The 16,165-nt window shown below is 68.8% G+C and carries 16 protein-coding genes and 1 pseudogene; 5 read left to right on the top strand and 12 right to left on the bottom strand.

The window, feature by feature from the left end; translation table 11 throughout:
* The first annotated feature begins 105 nt into the window (after positions 1-105).
* The gene (locus tag PARJ55_RS23145) at positions 106-477 is read left to right on the top strand and encodes a hypothetical protein (protein ID WP_051416201.1); all 372 of its coding nucleotides are present in this window, start codon (positions 106-108) and stop codon (positions 475-477) included.
* 1 nt (position 478) lies between these two features.
* On the opposite strand, the gene PARJ55_RS0120965 is transcribed toward PARJ55_RS23145, so the two are convergent.
* The 10 genes and pseudogenes from PARJ55_RS0120965 to purU all read right to left on the bottom strand — a co-directional run bounded on the left by PARJ55_RS0120965 (position 479) and on the right by purU (position 9,434).
* Complete coding sequence (locus PARJ55_RS0120965; protein WP_028714733.1) at positions 479-1,234, bottom strand: hypothetical protein; 756 nt, start codon at positions 1,232-1,234, stop codon at positions 479-481.
* Between the two features lie 334 nt (positions 1,235-1,568).
* A complete protein-coding gene (locus PARJ55_RS0120960) occupies positions 1,569-2,180 on the bottom strand; it encodes a cysteine hydrolase family protein (protein ID WP_028714732.1) in 612 nt (203 codons plus the stop codon).
* A 343-nt stretch (positions 2,181-2,523) separates the two neighbouring features.
* Positions 2,524-3,138, bottom strand: coding sequence for an ABC transporter ATP-binding protein (locus PARJ55_RS0120955; RefSeq protein ID WP_028714731.1), 615 nt, complete (start codon positions 3,136-3,138; stop codon positions 2,524-2,526).
* The gene (locus PARJ55_RS22855) at positions 3,131-3,913 is read right to left on the bottom strand and encodes an ATP-binding cassette domain-containing protein (protein WP_036698754.1); all 783 of its coding nucleotides are present in this window, start codon (positions 3,911-3,913) and stop codon (positions 3,131-3,133) included. Before PARJ55_RS22855 ends, PARJ55_RS0120955 begins: the two co-directional genes overlap by 8 nt.
* Entirely contained in the window at positions 3,910-4,761 is an 852-nt protein-coding gene (locus PARJ55_RS0120945) for an ABC transporter permease (RefSeq protein WP_028714730.1), read from the bottom strand. The genes PARJ55_RS22855 and PARJ55_RS0120945 overlap by 4 nt, the downstream gene beginning before the upstream one ends.
* Entirely contained in the window at positions 4,758-5,789 is a 1,032-nt protein-coding gene (locus tag PARJ55_RS0120940; RefSeq protein ID WP_232215770.1) for an ABC transporter permease, read from the bottom strand. Before PARJ55_RS0120940 ends, PARJ55_RS0120945 begins: the two co-directional genes overlap by 4 nt.
* Positions 5,774-7,354 carry an ABC transporter substrate-binding protein gene (locus PARJ55_RS0120935; protein WP_051416404.1) on the bottom strand — a complete coding sequence of 527 codons (1,581 nt, stop codon included), beginning with the start codon at positions 7,352-7,354 and terminating at the stop codon, positions 5,774-5,776. The genes PARJ55_RS0120940 and PARJ55_RS0120935 overlap by 16 nt, the downstream gene beginning before the upstream one ends.
* A gap of 84 nt (positions 7,355-7,438) precedes the next feature.
* Complete coding sequence (locus tag PARJ55_RS0120930) at positions 7,439-8,347, bottom strand: fumarylacetoacetate hydrolase family protein (protein WP_028714727.1); 909 nt, start codon at positions 8,345-8,347, stop codon at positions 7,439-7,441.
* Positions 8,344-8,565 (bottom strand): annotated as a pseudogene (locus PARJ55_RS0120925) (hypothetical protein); the annotation flags it as partial. The pseudogene PARJ55_RS0120925 and the gene PARJ55_RS0120930, both read right to left, overlap by 4 nt.
* Before the next feature lie 14 nt (positions 8,566-8,579).
* Positions 8,580-9,434, bottom strand: coding sequence for a formyltetrahydrofolate deformylase (purU, locus tag PARJ55_RS0120920; RefSeq protein ID WP_028714725.1), 855 nt, complete (start codon positions 9,432-9,434; stop codon positions 8,580-8,582).
* A gap of 337 nt (positions 9,435-9,771) precedes the next feature.
* Between purU and PARJ55_RS0120915 the strand changes: the two genes are divergently transcribed.
* From PARJ55_RS0120915 to PARJ55_RS22850, 4 genes are read left to right on the top strand one after another with little or no spacing between them, the layout of a single operon-like run.
* Positions 9,772-10,686, top strand: coding sequence for a ketopantoate reductase family protein (locus PARJ55_RS0120915; protein ID WP_028714724.1), 915 nt, complete (start codon positions 9,772-9,774; stop codon positions 10,684-10,686).
* A 39-nt stretch (positions 10,687-10,725) separates the two neighbouring features.
* Entirely contained in the window at positions 10,726-11,916 is a 1,191-nt protein-coding gene (locus PARJ55_RS0120910) for a mandelate racemase/muconate lactonizing enzyme family protein (RefSeq protein ID WP_028714723.1), read from the top strand.
* A 32-nt stretch (positions 11,917-11,948) separates the two neighbouring features.
* Positions 11,949-12,791, top strand: coding sequence for a 3-mercaptopyruvate sulfurtransferase (gene sseA, locus PARJ55_RS0120905; RefSeq protein WP_028714722.1), 843 nt, complete (start codon positions 11,949-11,951; stop codon positions 12,789-12,791).
* A gap of 5 nt (positions 12,792-12,796) precedes the next feature.
* Entirely contained in the window at positions 12,797-14,251 is a 1,455-nt protein-coding gene (locus PARJ55_RS22850; RefSeq protein ID WP_051416403.1) for an FAD-binding oxidoreductase, read from the top strand.
* 56 nt (positions 14,252-14,307) lie between these two features.
* On the opposite strand, the gene PARJ55_RS0120895 is transcribed toward PARJ55_RS22850, so the two are convergent.
* Positions 14,308-15,261 carry an asparaginase gene (locus PARJ55_RS0120895; protein ID WP_028714721.1) on the bottom strand — a complete coding sequence of 318 codons (954 nt, stop codon included), beginning with the start codon at positions 15,259-15,261 and terminating at the stop codon, positions 14,308-14,310.
* 208 nt (positions 15,262-15,469) lie between these two features.
* Positions 15,470-16,162: a FadR/GntR family transcriptional regulator gene (locus PARJ55_RS0120890; protein WP_232215769.1), complete on the bottom strand. Its 693-nt coding sequence runs from the start codon at positions 16,160-16,162 to the stop codon at positions 15,470-15,472.
* Between the last annotated feature and the right edge of the window lie 3 nt (positions 16,163-16,165).

Below are 16,165 nucleotides of genomic sequence, written 5' to 3'. Positions count from 1 at the left end.
CGCCGCGACGATGACGACGACCGGCGCCATGCCTCGCGCGGGCGCCGCTGAACCCGGGCGAGAGGGGGCCGCAAGGCCCCCTTTCCGCCCCGTGGGACCGGATCGATGAGCGGGCCGGAGAAGGCGACGGAGAAGGCGCGCGCGCCCGGGCCGGAGACGGAGACGGAAAGGCGGCCGGAGGAGAGCCGCGGCGCCAATCCCTCGCGGCTGCGCGCCGAGATCGACGCCGGCCGGACCGGCGACAAGCTGGGCTTTCCCGACCCGGCGGCGGCGCCGCTGGGCACCGACGACGAGGCGGCGGGCACCCCGGTCAGCCCCGAGCAGCTGCGCCTGGCGCGCCGCGCCGAGCTGGCCCAGGGCGCCCGCGCCCGCCGCAACCCCGGCCCGCGCCTCCTGCCGCAGAGGCTCGCCGTCCTCGCCATCCTGCTGCTGATCATCATCACAGCCATCCTCATCCGCGCAAACAGACAAAACTGAATCACGTCGGACGGGAGAGTTTCTGCCGAACCCAGATCCGCTCAAGAAGAAGCACGAGGAGCGCGCCGATGTCGCGCTCGGAGCAGAGATGCGGAAGAAGGGCCAGGGCCTGTTCCAGCGCATCGGCCACCAGGTCGTCGGCCAGCGCCGCATCCTGCACCAGGAAGCGAGCCATGGCACGCAGCCGGGGCATCATCTCCGTCACCGTCATCTCGGGCGTGCAGCACAGGCAGGCATGGTAAAGCGCGCTGTGCAGCAGGACGGCCGAGGCCAGCGCCTCGGGACCGTCCCGGCGCGGCACGCAGCTGCCATGCGGATAGAGGCCCGGATGCAGCTCGGGCCCTGCGGTGAACATGACGAAGGGGATGCCTGCCGCCTGCAGGCTGTGCGCCAGCGCCGCGGGCTCGCGCAGATTCAGCACCGCCGCATCGACCTGCATCAGGTCCGGGCGTTCGAGCGTCGCGGCCATCGCCCCCGCGCCGGCGACGGGGATCTCAGCCTGCTCCTCCGCGGTCCAGAAGGCAGAGAGGCGGTGCCGCGCCATCATCGGCGGCAGGGCCGGCGAGACGGACGGGGGCGCGTCATTCACCAGCACCTCGACCGAGGCGCCGGCGTCGCGCAGGTATTCCGCCACCGAATCGCTGCCGGGCCCGCCCTCTTCCCACAGCGCCAGACACAGCCCGTGCAGGTCGGCATTGCGGTAGAAATGCCCGATCCCGGCCGGGGGAATGCATGAGGGGAGCTTCCGGCCGGGCATCGTCAGCCCCTATGGCCGGTCAGGGGGGAATGCGTCGCCCCGGGTTCGTTGCCGGGGCGTTTCGCTCGGGCGGCCCGCCCCGGTCGGGGGCGATCCGGGCGGCGGGCGGCGTCCCTGCCGGCGCCGCCCCTGCGCACCGGCTGCGGCGCACCAGCCGCTCCGTCGTCGCAGAACCGGAGGAAACCCGCCGCCGCGATGATCGGGATGGGAAGGCGCTTCTGCTTCCGGGTCTTGATGCGTGCTGCGGACATCGAATCCTCCTGCGGGCCTGCCGGGCGGCCCCGCCTCCGGGGCCCGGAACGGAAACCTGCCGGGCGCGGGCTTGTTCCCGGCCTCAGCCCGCCGACCAGGCCTCGAGCACCTCGGCCAGCGGCGCGGTCTCGACCTGCTGCGAGAAGCGCCGGCGGTACAGCGTCATCGCCGCGTCATGGCCCCGGTCGGTCGAGGAGCAGACCGCATCGCCGACAAGGATCACCCGGTAGCCCAGATCGACGGCGCCCAGCACGGTGGCGAGCACGCAGACATCGGTCTCGCCGCCGGTGACCACCAGCGTGGTGATCCCGGCTCCGCGCAGCAGGCGGTGCAGCCCGCCGTCGTGCCAGGGCGAATAGACCGGCTTGTCGATCACCCGCGCAGGCGGCGCGTGTCGGACCAGTTCCGGCAGCAGCTCCAGCCATTCGCCGTCCAGCCGCTCGCGCAGCATCTCGGGCCATTGCGCGTAATAGCGCGCCCAGCTGCCGGGTGCCGCGTCGAGCCGCGCGGGCGGGATGAAGCGGGTGAAGAGCGTGCGCTCGGGCCGCGCCGTCACCAGCGTGGCGACCACGGGCAGGATCCTTTCGATCCAGGGCACCGCCCAGGGCGAGCCGGGGGCGAAGAGCCGCTGCATATCGATGCAAAGATGCAGGGTCTCGGGACCCATCGGGCCGAATCTGAGTGCCTGTTCCATTGCCGATTCCGCTGGCCGCCTCTTCCGGGCAGAAACGGATGCGCAGGGAAATTGTTCCGCCGCGCCCCGTTCCGCGAGGCAGCCGCCGGCGTTGCGCTGGCGCAGGCGGTTTCCCGGCCCTGGCTGCGGGCGGGGGCGGCTGGAAGCCGGCGCGGCGATCGGCGACCGGATTCCGTCGATGGGCCGCAGATCCTATCCCCCGCCCGCTGCGGACCGGATCATCCCGGATGGCCAGGTCATTCGCGCCCGGTGGCCGGTTCCAGATGCCAGGGCGGGAATGAGGGCATCTGTTTCCTCGCTGTTCAGGGGAAAATGGTGCTATTGCAGATTTACGCGGCGGCCTTCAGCTGATTGCGGCCATCCGGTCCGCAAAGCCGATCCGGCGCGTGGCGATGCGCGACAGCAGTGCTTCGTCATGGCTGATCGCCAGGATGCCAATACCCGTTTCCCGGGCCAGACCCAGCAGGACATGCCATAGCTCGGCTTGCGCGACCGCGTCCAGCGGCGCGCTGATTTCATCCGCGATCAGGAAGCGCGGACTGATCGCCACTGCCCGGAGCAAGGCGACCCGCATGAGCTGTCCGCCGGACAGCTCATGCGGGAAGCGGGTCGCCCAGCCGGGCTCCACCCCCAGCTTTGCGGCAAGCGCAGGATCGGGGGCCGCGCCTTCGGCGATGATGCGCCCGATGCGCCAGCGCGGGTTCATGGTCTGGATCGGGCTCTGCGACAGATACTGGATCGGCGAAGGCCCGCCTCGGGCTGTCGGCGCGCCGTCCAGCAAAACCTGTCCCGCCAGTGGCAGCAGGTAGCCGGCAAGCAGACGGGCAAGCGTCGATTTTCCGCAGCCGGACGGGCCGGACAGGCCCAGGATCTCGCTCGACGCGATCTTCAGCGAGATATCCTCGATCAGAGGCAGGCGGGGATCGTGGCGATAGCAGAGACCGCGGGCTTCAAGCATGGGTGGACCTGCCGGCTGTGTCGAAAGCGTTCTGCGGCAGCGCGTTCCACAGCCTGCGGCTCCAGTCCGACAGCAGGGCGGCGCCGTCGCCGGAAAAGGCTGCGGCGCGCTCCTCGGCCAGGATGCGGCCGTCGCGCATGACCGCGACACGGTCGGCATAGGGCAGGGCGGTGACCAGATCATGGGTGATGACGACGACCGTGCGCCCGGCATCGGCCAGCGCGCGCAGTCGCCGCAGCACGAGGTGCAGATTGTCGGGGTCCAGCCCGTCGGTCGGCTCATCGGCAAGAACGACGCCGGGATCGCCGGCCAGGGCCGCGGCCAGCAGCACGCGCCGCGCCATGCCGGCCGAGATCGCGCCGGGATAGAGCCTGGCCACCTCGGGCGGCAGGCCGACGCGGGCCAGGGCCTGGTCGACCGGGAAGCTGCGCGGCAGCCCGGCCCGCCTGGCGGCCCAGCGGATCTGCTGTCCCACCGTCGCCAGCGGGTCGAGGAAGGTCACCGATTGCGGCACCAGCGCCAGCACCCTGCCGCGCATCCCCGCCGCCGTGGCGGGGGAGAGGGGGATGCCGTTCAGCCGGATCTCGCCGCCCATCCGCGCATTGGCGGGCAGCAGGTGCAGGACAGCGCGGGCCAGCAGGCTCTTGCCCGCGCCGGATGCACCGACGATGGCCATCATTTCGCCAGGGCGGGCGGTCAGCGTGACGTCCTCCAGCGGCACGCCGCCGCAGGGAAAGCGCAGCGACAATCCGCGGATTTCCAGCAGGTGGGTCATGGAGCCGCGCTCCTTGGGTCCAGCGCCCGGCGCACGGCATTGCCGATGCCATCGAAGGCCAGGACCAGCCCCAGCAGGCAGAGGCCGGGGAACAGCGCCAGCCACCATCGCCCCGCCGCCAGCGTCTTCATCGCATCGGCCAGCAGGATGCCGATGGCGGGGCGCGAGGGCTCCAGCCCGAAGCCGAGGAAGGTCAGCCCGGCCTCGTGCAGGATCGCGTGGGGGAACAGCAGGATGAAGCCGACGACCGCCTGCGGCAGCAGATGCGGCAGGACATGGCGCAGCAGGACGAAACTGCGCGAGCGGCCAAGCGCGTAAGAGCTGCGGACGTAGTCCGATGCCTGCACCTGCATCAGCTCGGCGCGCAGGACCCGGCTGAGGCGCGGCCAGTGGGTCAGCGCCACCGCCAGGATGACCGCCTGCGTGCCGCCGCCGAAGGCGAAGGACAAAAGCACCAGCAGGACCAGATGCGGCAGGCCCAGGAACAGGTCGATCACGAAGGACACGGCCGCGTCGGTGGCACGGTGCAGCCCCGCGGCCAGCGCCAGCAGGATGGCCACGATGGTGGAAATGGTGGCTGCGGCGAATCCCACCTGCATGCTGACCCCAAGCCCGGCAAGGGTCCGGGCCAGCATGTCGCGCCCCAGCTGGTCGGTGCCGAAGGGATGGGCCAGGGCGGGCGGCTGGAAGCGGGCCTGGAAATCGGTGCGCATCGCGCTGTCGCCGATCAGCGCCGCCGCGATCCCCAGCGCCGCCAGCAGCAGCAATCCAAGCGCCGGGGACAGCAAATGGGCCGGCAGGGCGGCGGGCCGGCGCCGGGGGCGCGGGGCGGTCTCGATGCTGCTCATCCCTCGCTTGCCTCCCGCAGGACGGGGGCCGGGCCGCGCATGCGCGGATCCACGATCCGGTAGAGGATATCGGCCAGCATGTTGCCGGTCGAAACCACCAGCGTCGCCAGCAGGGTAATGGCCAGCAGAAGCGGCACATCGCCCTTCATCGCCGCCTCGACCGTGGCACGGCCAAGGCCGGGATAGGCGAAGACCTGCTCGGCCAGCACCGCACCGCCGAGGATTTCACCGATGGAGGCGAAGAAGATGGTCAGCGCCGGCAGGGCGGCATTGCGCGCGATGCTGCGCCGGGCGATGTCGCCCGGCCGCGCGCCCTGGGCCAGCGCGAAAAGGACGTGATCGGCTTTCATCAGCTCGGCCACCTTGGCGCGGGTATGCAGCGCGATCTGCGCGATCCCCAAGAGCGACAGGACCGCAAGCGGCAGGATCAGGTGATGCAGCCTCTGGACCCATGTCACCTCTTGCGGCAGCGCGCCGATCGGGCCCGAACAGCAAAGCGGCGTCCAGCCCAGATTGACCGAGAACAGGGTCAGCGCCAGCAGCGCCACCCAGAAGGTCGGGGCCGAGGCGGTCACATAGGCGTAGATGCGGATGATCCGGTCGGGCAGCGATCCTTCGCGGATCCCCGCCGCGATGCCCAGGCCGAAGCCCAGCACGCCCGACAGCAGCCAGGCGGGCAGGGTCAGGAGCAGCGAAGGCAGGATACGCTCGGCCAGCACGGCGCGGACCGGGGCGCCATAGGCGGTGCTCCAGCCCGCATCGCCCGACAGGATGCGGGTCAGCCAGCGGGTGAACTGGGCAAGGACGGGCTGGTCCAGCCCCCATGCGGCGGCGATCAGCGCCTTCTGCTCGGGGCCCAGGCGCGCGATGGCGGGGCCCAGATAGGCATCGACCGGATCGACGGGCGAGAGCTTCATCAGCGCGAAAGCCGCCGCCGCAGCAGCCAGCAACAGCAGCCCCAACCGCATCAGGCGCAGGGCGATGATCCTGCCCAGACCGCGGCCCGCCAGCATCATGGGCAGGTCCATGTCCATTCCGCCAATGATGCGGTGATCGGCCAGCCATGGCCATGCGGCTCGACCTGGGTCCGGCCCAGGTCGAGGCATTCGCCGACGAAATAGACATGGTCCAGATTGACCAGCCACGCCCATGCCGCATCCCCCCTGACGCCGTATTCGGCGGCCGCGGCGGACCAGAGCGGATAGGATTGCTCCAGCGACGGCGCGGCCTGCGCTTCCGCGAAAAGCGCGTCTACCCTGGGATTGGCGTAATAGGTCGGGTTCAGGTATTCGACCCCCGCCAGCGCACCGTCATAAAGCGCAAACAGCTGATAGGGGGAATGGCTGCCGAAGCCGAAGACGACCGGCTCGGCATGCATCACCTTTTCGATGCTGCTCCACGAGCCGCCCTTGGGCGTGGCCTCGATCCCCAGCGGGCGCAGCAGTTCGGCGGTGGTTTCCGCCAGCATCTGCCGGGTGGAATCCGAGGCGGGATAGTGGATCGGAAAGGCGGCGCGGATGCCGCCCTTCACGCGGATGCCGTCCTTGCCTTCCATCCAGCCCGCCTCGTCCAGCAGTCGTTTGGCGCCTGCCAGATCAAAGGACAGGCTGTCGTCCCGACCCTGCCAGGGCAGCCCGTCCGCCGGGCCCCAGGCCGGGGTGCCGTGGCCGTGCAGCGCGACCTCGACGATGGCCTCGCGGTCGAGGCCGATATTGATGGCCTGCCGGATCGCCTTGTCAGAGGTCACGGCATTGCCGAGCTTGCCCCCTGCGGGCGAGAGCTCATCCTGCGGGGGAAGAAACGGCAGGCTCAGCCCGCGATTGTCCACGGTCGGCACGGGGACGGCGCGGAATTTCTGGGGCGGGTTGCCGGCAAGCGGGGCAGGAACCGAAACCATATCGACCGCGCCCGCCTGCGCCGCCGCCAGGCCGGCGGCCTCGCCGGTGAACAGAAAGGTCAGGCGGTCGAATGCCGGCTGCTTGCCGTAATATTCGGGACTCCTTTCGACGATCAGCTGCTCGCCCTCGCGCCAGGACACGAAGCGGTAGGGGCCGGAGCCGATGGGATGGCGGCCGTAATCGGGGCCGTAAGAGGCGGCAGGCAGGATGCCGAGCGTCAGGAAGTTCTTGACGAAGGTGATCCACGGCTTCTTCAGCCGAAAGACCACGGTGCGGTCGTCGGTGGCGCTCGCGCTGTCCAGCACCGACAGGTCCAGCCCGCCGGCCGAGGTCTTGCCCTGCTCGAAGGTGAAGGCCACGTCACGCGCCGTCAGCGGCGTGCCGTCCGAGAAGCGGGCGTCGTCGCGGATCGTCACCGTCCATGTCAGCCGGTCCTCGGACAGGTGCCATTCCGTCGCCAGGTCGGGCTGGATGGCCAGGTCCGCATCGCGCCGCAGCAGCGTGGACTGGAACAGCGGATGACCATAGGCGCCCCAGCCCAGCAGGGGATCGAAGCCGGTTTCCGGCTCGCCGCCGATGGCCAGGACAAGGCTGGTCTTCGGGGCGGAGAAGCCTGCCGCCGGTGCGATCGCCAGCGCCGCGAAAACCCCCAGGGCCACGATATGCGAAAATGGGTTGGACTGTCTTTGGGGCATGGGCTGGGGCTCTCCGGGCTGGATAGGCAATCTCTCTGCGGCTCTGGCCGGTCCCCGGCAAGGGGGCCGACCAGTAATGGGATGTCAGACCTTCTCGGCCACGCAGTCGTTTACCAGGCGGCCGACGCGCTCGATCTCGACCTCGACATGGTCGCCGGGTTTCAGCCATTGCGGCGGCTTCATCCCGATGCTGCCGCCGGCGGGGGTGCCGGTAAAGATCACGTCGCCGGGCCGCAGCGTGAAATACTGGCTGAAGAACGAGATGATCGTCGGAATGTCGAAGACCATTCCTGCGGTCGAGCCGTTCTGCTTTTCCTCGCCGTTCACGCTTAGCCGGATGTTCAGGTCCGAGGAGTCGCCCACCTCGTCCTTGGTGACGATCCACGGTCCCATCGGCGCATGGCTGTCCTGCGTCTTGCCGCGCAAGAGCTGGCGGTCGGCGCGCATGTGATCGACGACGACCACCTCGTTGCCGCAGGAATAGCCCAGCAGGTAGTCCATCGCGTCTTCCTTTTCCACGAAGCGCGCCTTTCGGCCGATGACCAGCACCAGTTCGGCCTCCCAGCCGATCATCTCGCTGTTGCGCGGGATGATGATCGGGTCCGAGGTGCCGACCAGCGCGTTGCCATACATCGGGAAATTCGTGATGATCTGCGGCACGTCATGGCCCATCTCTTCCAGATGGTCGTAATAGTTCGAGCCGACGCCGATGATCTTTTCGGGACGGGTGATCGGCGCGCCCAGTTCCAGCGAGGCCAGTGGCAGGACATGGACGGCATCGGGCCTGGCCAGCGCCTCGCTGACCAGATCGGCGGCCAAGTCCAGCCCGCCCTCGGCATTCAGCAGATCGAAGGTCGAGGCGACCGCCGCCATCTGCTCGGCCGTCGCATCGGGACGCAGCGCCGCAAGGGCGGCGGCCAGATCGACGACCTGCTCGCCCTCGCAGACGCCCAGCCGCAGGGTCTTGCCGCTTTTGAATTGAAGGATCTTCATGGCATGGTCTCCGTTGCAAGGGGGGCGGTGCCTGTCCCAGGGACGGGATCGGGCAGGTTCAGCTGGCGATGCGCCGCGCGCAGCGTGTTGAGCAGCAGGCAGGCGATGGTCCTCGGACCCACGCCGCCCGGGCCCGGTGCGGTGCCGGTGCGGCCGGCAAGAGCCCCGGCGGCCTCGGCGATGTCCCCCGTCAGCCGCGCGGCGCAAGCCTTGCCGTCGATGACGCGCGCGCTCATTCGAAGACCACGGTGCGATGGCCGTTCAGGAAGACGCGCCGCTCCAGATGCAGCTTGACGGCCTTGGCCAGCACGCGCGTCTCGATATCGCGGCCCACGGCCACCAGATCGTCGGCGGACAATGTGTGACTGACGCGCTCGGTCTGCTGTTCGATGATCGGGCCCTCGTCCAGATCGGCCGTGACGTAATGGGCGGTCGCGCCGATGCTTTTGACGCCGCGATCATAGGCCTGGTGATAGGGCTTGGCGCCCTTGAAACTGGGCAGGAAGGAATGGTGGATATTGATGATCCGCCCGAACTGCGCCTTGGAGAAACTGTTCGAAAGCACCTGCATATAGCGCGCCAGGACGATGAGGTCGGCGCCGGTGCTGTCGGCCAGGTCCTGCAGGCGCTTTTCCTGCTCGGCCTTGTTTTCCTTGGTGACCGGCCAGTGGTGATAGGGCAGGCCCGCCGCCTCGGCCGAGGCGCGCGCGTCTTCGTGGTTCGAGACGACCGCGACGATCTCGGCCTTCAGCCAGCCGACCCGGATCTGGTACAGCAGATGTTCGAAACAATGGTCGAAGCGCGAGACCATGACGATGATCCTGGGCAGCCGGTCGGCCTCGTAGAGGTTCAGCTGTAGCCCGAAGCGCGAGACCGCGGGGGTCAGGGCGTGCCGGATCGCGTCCTTGGTCTTGTCGCCGGGACAGGCAAAGCGGATGCGCAGGAAGAAGCGGCCCGTGGTGCGGTCGCCGAACTGCGCGCTTTCCAGGATATTGCCGCCGAAATCGGCCAGCCGTCCGGTGACGGTGGCGACGATGCCCGGCTGGTCATCGCAGGACAAGGTCAGGATATATTCTTTTTCAGACATCAAAGCCGGTCCTTTTTGATTGGGCGGATATTTGAAAAGCGCCCTTATTCATATCGCAGTGCCGCCCGATGGGTTTTATCTTGGATTTGGCGTCCTCCAGCCGATGGAAACTTCTGGACAGGGCGCGCAATAAATGCCGCAGTCTCATGCCCCTCCCGCAGGGTTTCGCAAGGTATATGGGTAGGACCCCGGCAAGGCTTCTCAAAAAAATTCAACGGGGCGCATTATTATTGCGGTTGTTGGAATGGAGGGGCGGGCGCAGAACCTTGGCCTGACTGCAAGACGCAAAAAGGGCTGCGATGGCCGCCCGATCGGACCAAGCGCGGAGGAAAGCGGGATGAGGATACTGGTCGTTGGAGCAGGGGCCGTCGGCGGATATTTCGGGGCGCGGCTGGCGGCTGCGGGGCGCGACGTGACCTTCCTGGTCCGCGCGCGTCGGGCGGAACAGTTGCGGCGCGAGGGCATGCAGGTGGTCAGCCCGCATGGCGCCCTGACGATCCGGCCGCAGCTTGTCGAGGCCGCGCAGATCGACGGACCCTATGACCTGATCCTGCTCAGCGTGAAGGCCTATACGCTGGACAGCGCGATGGAGGATTTCGCCCCCGCGGTCGGCCCCGGCACGATGATCCTGCCCGCCCTGAACGGCATGCGCCATATCGCGCGGCTGGTGGAACGCTTCGGCGAAAAGCCGGTGCTGGGCGGGGCCTGCCGCGTGGTGGCGGAACTCAACGACAAGGGCCAGATCGTGCAGATGGCCGAGGTCCAGAGCCTTGTCTATGGCGAGCGCGACGGCACGATCAGCGACCGCATGCGGGCGCTTGACACCATCATGCAGGGGGCGGGCTTCTCGGCGGAATCCTCGGACCGGATCATGCAGATCATGTGGGACAAATGGGTCAACCTCGCCGCGCTCGGCGGGATCACCTGCCTGCTTGGCGGCGCGGTCGGGCAGGTCGCCTCGGTCCCCGGCGGTGTGCGCTCGGCCACGGCGCTTTGCAACGAGGCGCTGGCCGTCGCCGGCGCTTATGGCCATGCCCCCACTGAGCAGGAAGCGGCGCGGGTCGTATCGTCGCTGACCAACCCGGACTCGAAGCTGACCGCCTCGATGTATCGCGACATGAAATCCGGCGGCCCGGTCGAGGCCGAGCAGATCCTGGGCGACATGGTCGAAAAGGCCGAGGCCAAGGGGATCGAGGTGCCGCTGCTGCGCGCCGCCGCCGTGGCGCTGCGCGTCTACGACGCGAGCCGCTGAGAGCAGACCGCCGCCCGCCCGAAAACCAAGGAGAGACGCATGAAGGTCGTCAAGGTCGAAGCCATCGAGATCGAGCAATCCGGGCAGGTGGGCATCCCGTCCTGGCGCCATGTCTTCGCCCGCGTCCATACCGACGAGGGCATCACCGGGCTGGGTGAGGTCGGCATGCCCTTCGGCACCGGTGCCCCCGCCGCGGCGCCGATGATCCTGACCCTGGCCGAGCGTTTCGTGCTGGGCCGCGATCCTTTCGACACTGAGACCGTCTGGGAAACCATGCTCCGCCGCTCGTTCTGGGGCGAGGGCGGCGGGCCGGTGATCTTCGGCGCGATGAGCGCGCTGGACGCCGCGCTGTGGGACATCAAGGGCCGAGCGCTCGGCAAGCCGGTCCATCGCCTGCTGGGGGCGGCGACGCCGGGGCCGCTGCGCTGCTATGCCAGCCAGCTGCAATTCGGCTGGGACGATGTGGCGGTGGTGCCGCGCGGCCAGCCCGGTGAATATCGCGAGGTCGCGCAGGTGGCGCGGGCCGAGGGCTATGACTGCGTCAAGGTCGATCCGATCATGGTCGATCCGACCGGCGTCCGGAACCCCAATGTCCGCGGGCTGTTCACGCCCGAGGAGCGCAGGCTGTTCCGCGCCCGGCTGGAGGCGATCCGCGAAGGCGTCGGCCCGGATTGCGACATCATCATCGAGCTGCATTCCTTCAGCTCCTCGGCCGGGGCGTTGCAGGTCTCGGAACTGGCGAAGGATCTGGGCATCCTGTTCATCGAGGAGCCCACGCATTACAACAGCACCCATGCCCATATGAAGGTCGCGCGGCGCTCGGACATCCCGATCGCGACGGGCGAAAAGCTCTATACCCGCTGGGGCTTCATGCCCTATCTGGAAGGCGGGGCCGTGGACATGATCCAGCCCGATGTCGGACTGGTCGGCGGTATCTCGGAAGCGTTCAAGATCGCGCATCTGGCCCATGCCTATGACGTGGGGGTGCAGGCGCATATCTGCGGCTCGCCCCTGGCCACGGCCGTCGGGCTGCAACTGGAAGCGGCAATCCCGAACTTCGAGATCCACGAGCATCACACCTTCGCCCTGAAGCACACCAACCGCGAGCTGTTCGAGCAGGACCTGCAACCCGTGAATGGCCGCTTCGAGGTGCCGACCGCCCCCGGTTTCGGCATGGATTTCACCGCCGCCGCCGAACGCCAGATGATCCGGCAGGATGTGGCGCTGTAAGGCACCGCCGATCCGACAGGAAAGGAACCCTCATGACTTCGCTCGTCACCACCGCCTGGCTTGCCGATCACTTGGACGATCCGCAGGTTGTGCTGCTGGACGCGTCCTTCAAGCTGCCTGGCGCGACGCCGACCGCGGCCGAGGAATTCGCCGAGCGCCACATCCCCACCGCGCAGTTCTTCGACGTGGACAAGGTGGCCGATGCCGGCAACCCGCTGCCCCACATGATGCCCTCCGAGGCGGCGTTCGCCCGCACCGTGGGCGCCTTGGGGATTTCCAACGATACCATGGTGGTGATCTACGACACCCCCGGCCTGATGTCGGCGGGGCGCGCCTGGTGGATGTTCCGCAGCTTTGGCCATCGCAAGATCGCGATCCTTGACGGCGGGCTGAAGGCCTGGATGGCCGAGGGGCGGCCGGTGACAGCCGAGGTGGCGGCGCGGCCCGCCGCCAGCTATCGGGCGGTTCTGGACCCCGCCGCCGTCGCCTCCAAGGCCGATGTGCTGGCCAATATCGACAGCAAGGCCTGCGATCTGGTCGATGCGCGTTCCGCTGCGCGCTTCACCGCCGAGGAAAAGGAGGCCCGCCCCGGCCTGCGCTCTGGCCATGTGCCGGGCAGCCTGAACGTGCCGTTCGACCGCATGACCGACCCGGAGACCGGAAGGATGAAATCGCCGTCAGAGATCGCGCAGGTCTTCCGGCAGGCCGGGCTGGACATGGAGCGGCCCGTGATCGCCTCCTGCGGCTCGGGCGTGACGGCCTGCGCGCTGGCCTTTGGCCTGCATCTGGCGGGCAAGGACGATGTGGCGGTCTATGATGGCTCTTGGGCCGAATGGGGCATGCCGGGCGATACGCCGGTCGCGACCGGGAAATGAGGGACATGCTGCCGGAAACCGGTTTCGACGGCTTTTCGGCGGCCGTGCGGCGGGTGGTGCCTGCCGGGCGATTCCTGCTGGACGCGTTTTCGCGCACCGTTCACGGCGCCGATGCCAGCCCCTACAGCCTGCTGCCCCGCGCGGTGATCCTGGTCGAGACCGAGGACGAGGTGGTCGCCATCTGCCGCGCGGCCAGCCGCACGGGCGTCCCGATCACCTTCCGCGCGGCGGGCACCAGCCTGTCGGGGCAGGGCGTGACCGACAGCGTGCTGGTCAAGATGGGCCCGAACGGCTGGCGCCGGTTCGAGATGGACGAGGATGCCGCCAGCGTGCGCATGGGCCCCGGCCTGATCGGGGCGCAGGCCAATGCGCGGCTGGCGCGGCACCGGCGCAAGATCGGACCCGACCCGGCCTCGATCTCGGCGGCGATGATCGGCGGGATCATCGCCAACAATTCCAGCGGCATGTGCTGCGGGACGGAACAGAACAGCTATCGCACCCTGCGCTCCATGCGGCTGGTGCTGGCGGACGGGACAACGCTGGACACTGCCGATCCCGAAAGCCGCCGCGCCTTCCGGGTCAGCCATGGCGCGCTGCTGGACGAACTGGCCGCGCTTGCCCGCGCGGTGCGGGACGACGCCGAACTGGGCGCGCTGATCCGGCGCAAGTTCGCGATCAAGAACACCACCGGCTATTCGCTGAACGCGCTGGTCGATTACGACGACCCGTTCGAGATACTCCAGCACCTGATCGTCGGATCCGAGGGCACGCTGGCCTTCATCTGCGAGGTGACGCTGGAAACCGTGCCCGCGCCCCCGAAGCAATCGGCGGCGCTGGTCTTTTTCGCGGATGTGCGGATCGCCTGTTCGGCGGCCACCGCGCTCAAGGCGCAGCCGGTCTCGGCGGTCGAGATGATGGATTACGCATCGCTGCGCTCGGCCCTTGACCAGCCCGGCGTGCCCGAGAGCTTTGCGCATATGCCGCGGGGCACCGCCGCGCTGCTGGTCGATCTGCGCGCCGACGACGCCGAGGCCCTTGCCGCGCAGATGCGATCGGTGACGGCGGCCATCGAGCCCTTCGCGCCGCTTGAACCGGTGCGCTTTTCGCATGACCCGCGGACCTATGCGGCTTACTGGAACGTGCGCAAGGGGCTGCTGCCCGCCGTGGGCGGCATGCGCGCGCCCGGCTCGACGGTGATCGTCGAGGATATCGCCGTTCCCATCGACAGCCTTGCCGAGGCCGCCCTTGCCATTCGCGAAATCTTCGACCGGCTGGATTACGGCGATGCGGTGATCTTCGGCCATGCGCTGGACGGCAACCTGCATTTCGTCTTTTCCCAGGCCTTCAACAGCCCCGAGGACATCGCCCGCTATGCCCGGCTGATCGACGAGGTGGCCGCCATCTGCGGCTCGGCCAGACAGGCGGGCTGCTCATTGTCAGGGGCTTCCCAAAGAGCCTGAATCACGCCTGGAAAATACTTTCCATATCAATCGCATCAGATTGATATAGCGTGATATTATACCGTCTGTGGCGCGGATTCGAAGGCGCGGGCGATTTCCGTCTCGGTGCAGCGATTGGCCAGCATCGCCGCCAGCAGGATGCGCGCCTGTCCGGGGCGCAGCAGCCGGGCGTGGATGGCGCCCGCGCGCCGCATGTCGTGACCGCCGCCACCGCCGCCATAGATCGGCGACAGCAGCCCCTCGGGCACGCGGCTGGAGACCACCACCACGACGCCCTGGGCCTTGGCGCGCGCGATGGCCGCGACCAGTTCGGCTGTCGCATTGCCCGAACCCAGCGCCGAAATGACGATGCCCCGCGCCCCGGCGGCCAGGCTGGCCTCGAGATGCAGACCGTCGCTGCCGGGATGGGTGGCGACGATATCGACGCGGAAGCCGCCGACCGGCGCGGGCAGGGGCCGGGTGACGGTCGCGCCCTCTTCGGCCACGCGGCGGAAGGCGTCCGGCGCGTCCGAGGTGAACTTGTAAAGCCCCCAGGCCGGGAACATCCGGCCGCCGAAGGCCAGGGTGACGCCTGGCCCGGCCGCCGGCCGCAGCGCCGCGCGGACCGCATCGGCCAGGTTGCGCCCCCCGTCCGAACGCGGGTGATCCGAGGCGAATTGCGCGCCGGTGAACACCACCGGCTTGCGCGGCGCGTGTTGCAGCTGCACCAGCAGCGCGGTTTCCTCCATCGCATCGGTGCCGTGCAGCGCCACGATGCCGGCGATGCGGGGGTCGGCCAGCTCGGCCGCCACCGCGTCGCTGATGCGCTGCATGTCGGAAAGCGTCAGGCTGGCGGAATCCTTGGCCAGCACCTCGCGCGGGCGCAGCTCGACCGCCATGGGCGGCAGCAGCGCCAGCAGGTCCCCGGCCCCCAGCCGCGGCCGCGCGGCGCCGTCCGCGCCGCGGCTGCTGGCAATGGTGCCGCCGGTGGCAAGCACTGCCAGCAGCGGTTTCTGTCCGGTTCCGGTCACGTGTCGAGCCGCATGGTCGCGCAATCCCCCCTTGCAGACCCGCGGCGAGGGCAGGGGCATGCCCGCCCGCCGCAATCTGTCTGACAGCTTCGATTACCACAGCGGGCGTCGGGGTCAAGTCACCTTGGTCGCGGCATGATGCGTGATCTTGCGTCAGGGGGCCGTCAGGGCGATGCATTGTTGCGCCGGCCGGGTGCCGGGCGGAAGATCACGCATTGGCGGGCTGCTGGCCGATGATCCAGGTCATCGCCTGCTCGACCTCGTGCAGGTGGTCGCGCATCGCGGTGCGGGCCTCGTCCTCGGAGCCGGCGGCGATCGCCTCGGCGATGCGGCGATGTTCGTGATTCGAGGTCACGCGCCGGTCCGCCATCAGGTTCACTAGCTCGGACTGGCGCATCAGCGCATCGCGGGAATCGGTGACGATGCGGGCGAAAAGCCGGTTGCGGGCGGCCTGGGCGATCAGGCAGTGGAAATCCGAATCCAGCCGCACCCATTTCAGCGCGTCCTCCTGCCGTTCCATGCTGTCGCACAGCTGCAGAAGCCGGGCCATGTCGTCTTCGTTGCGGCGCAGGGCGGCCCAGCCGGCGGCGGGAATCTCGATGAAGGGCCGCGCCTCGATCAGTTCGCGCGCCGAGTAATTGCCATAGGCGAGTTCCGGCGCCTGCCGGTCCGAGATCACGAAACTGCCGCTGCCGCTGCGGCTGCGCGTCAGCCCCAGCGTCTGCAGCGAGCGCATCGCCTCGCGGATGATCGGCCGGCTGACGCCGTAATGTTCGGCCAGCTTCGCCTCGGAAGGCAGCCGGATGCCGACCGGCAAGCGGCCGGCCAATATTGCGCCTCGCAGATCCTCGAACACCGTCTCGGCGGCGTTTTTCCGACTGACCGGGCTCTTATGGGACAACCA

Source organism: Paracoccus sp. J55, from assembly GCF_000513975.1.
Taxonomy (GTDB): Bacteria; Pseudomonadota; Alphaproteobacteria; order Rhodobacterales; family Rhodobacteraceae; genus Paracoccus.
Note: the sequence above shows the minus strand (reverse complement) of the source record. Positions and strands in the feature narration are given on the sequence as shown.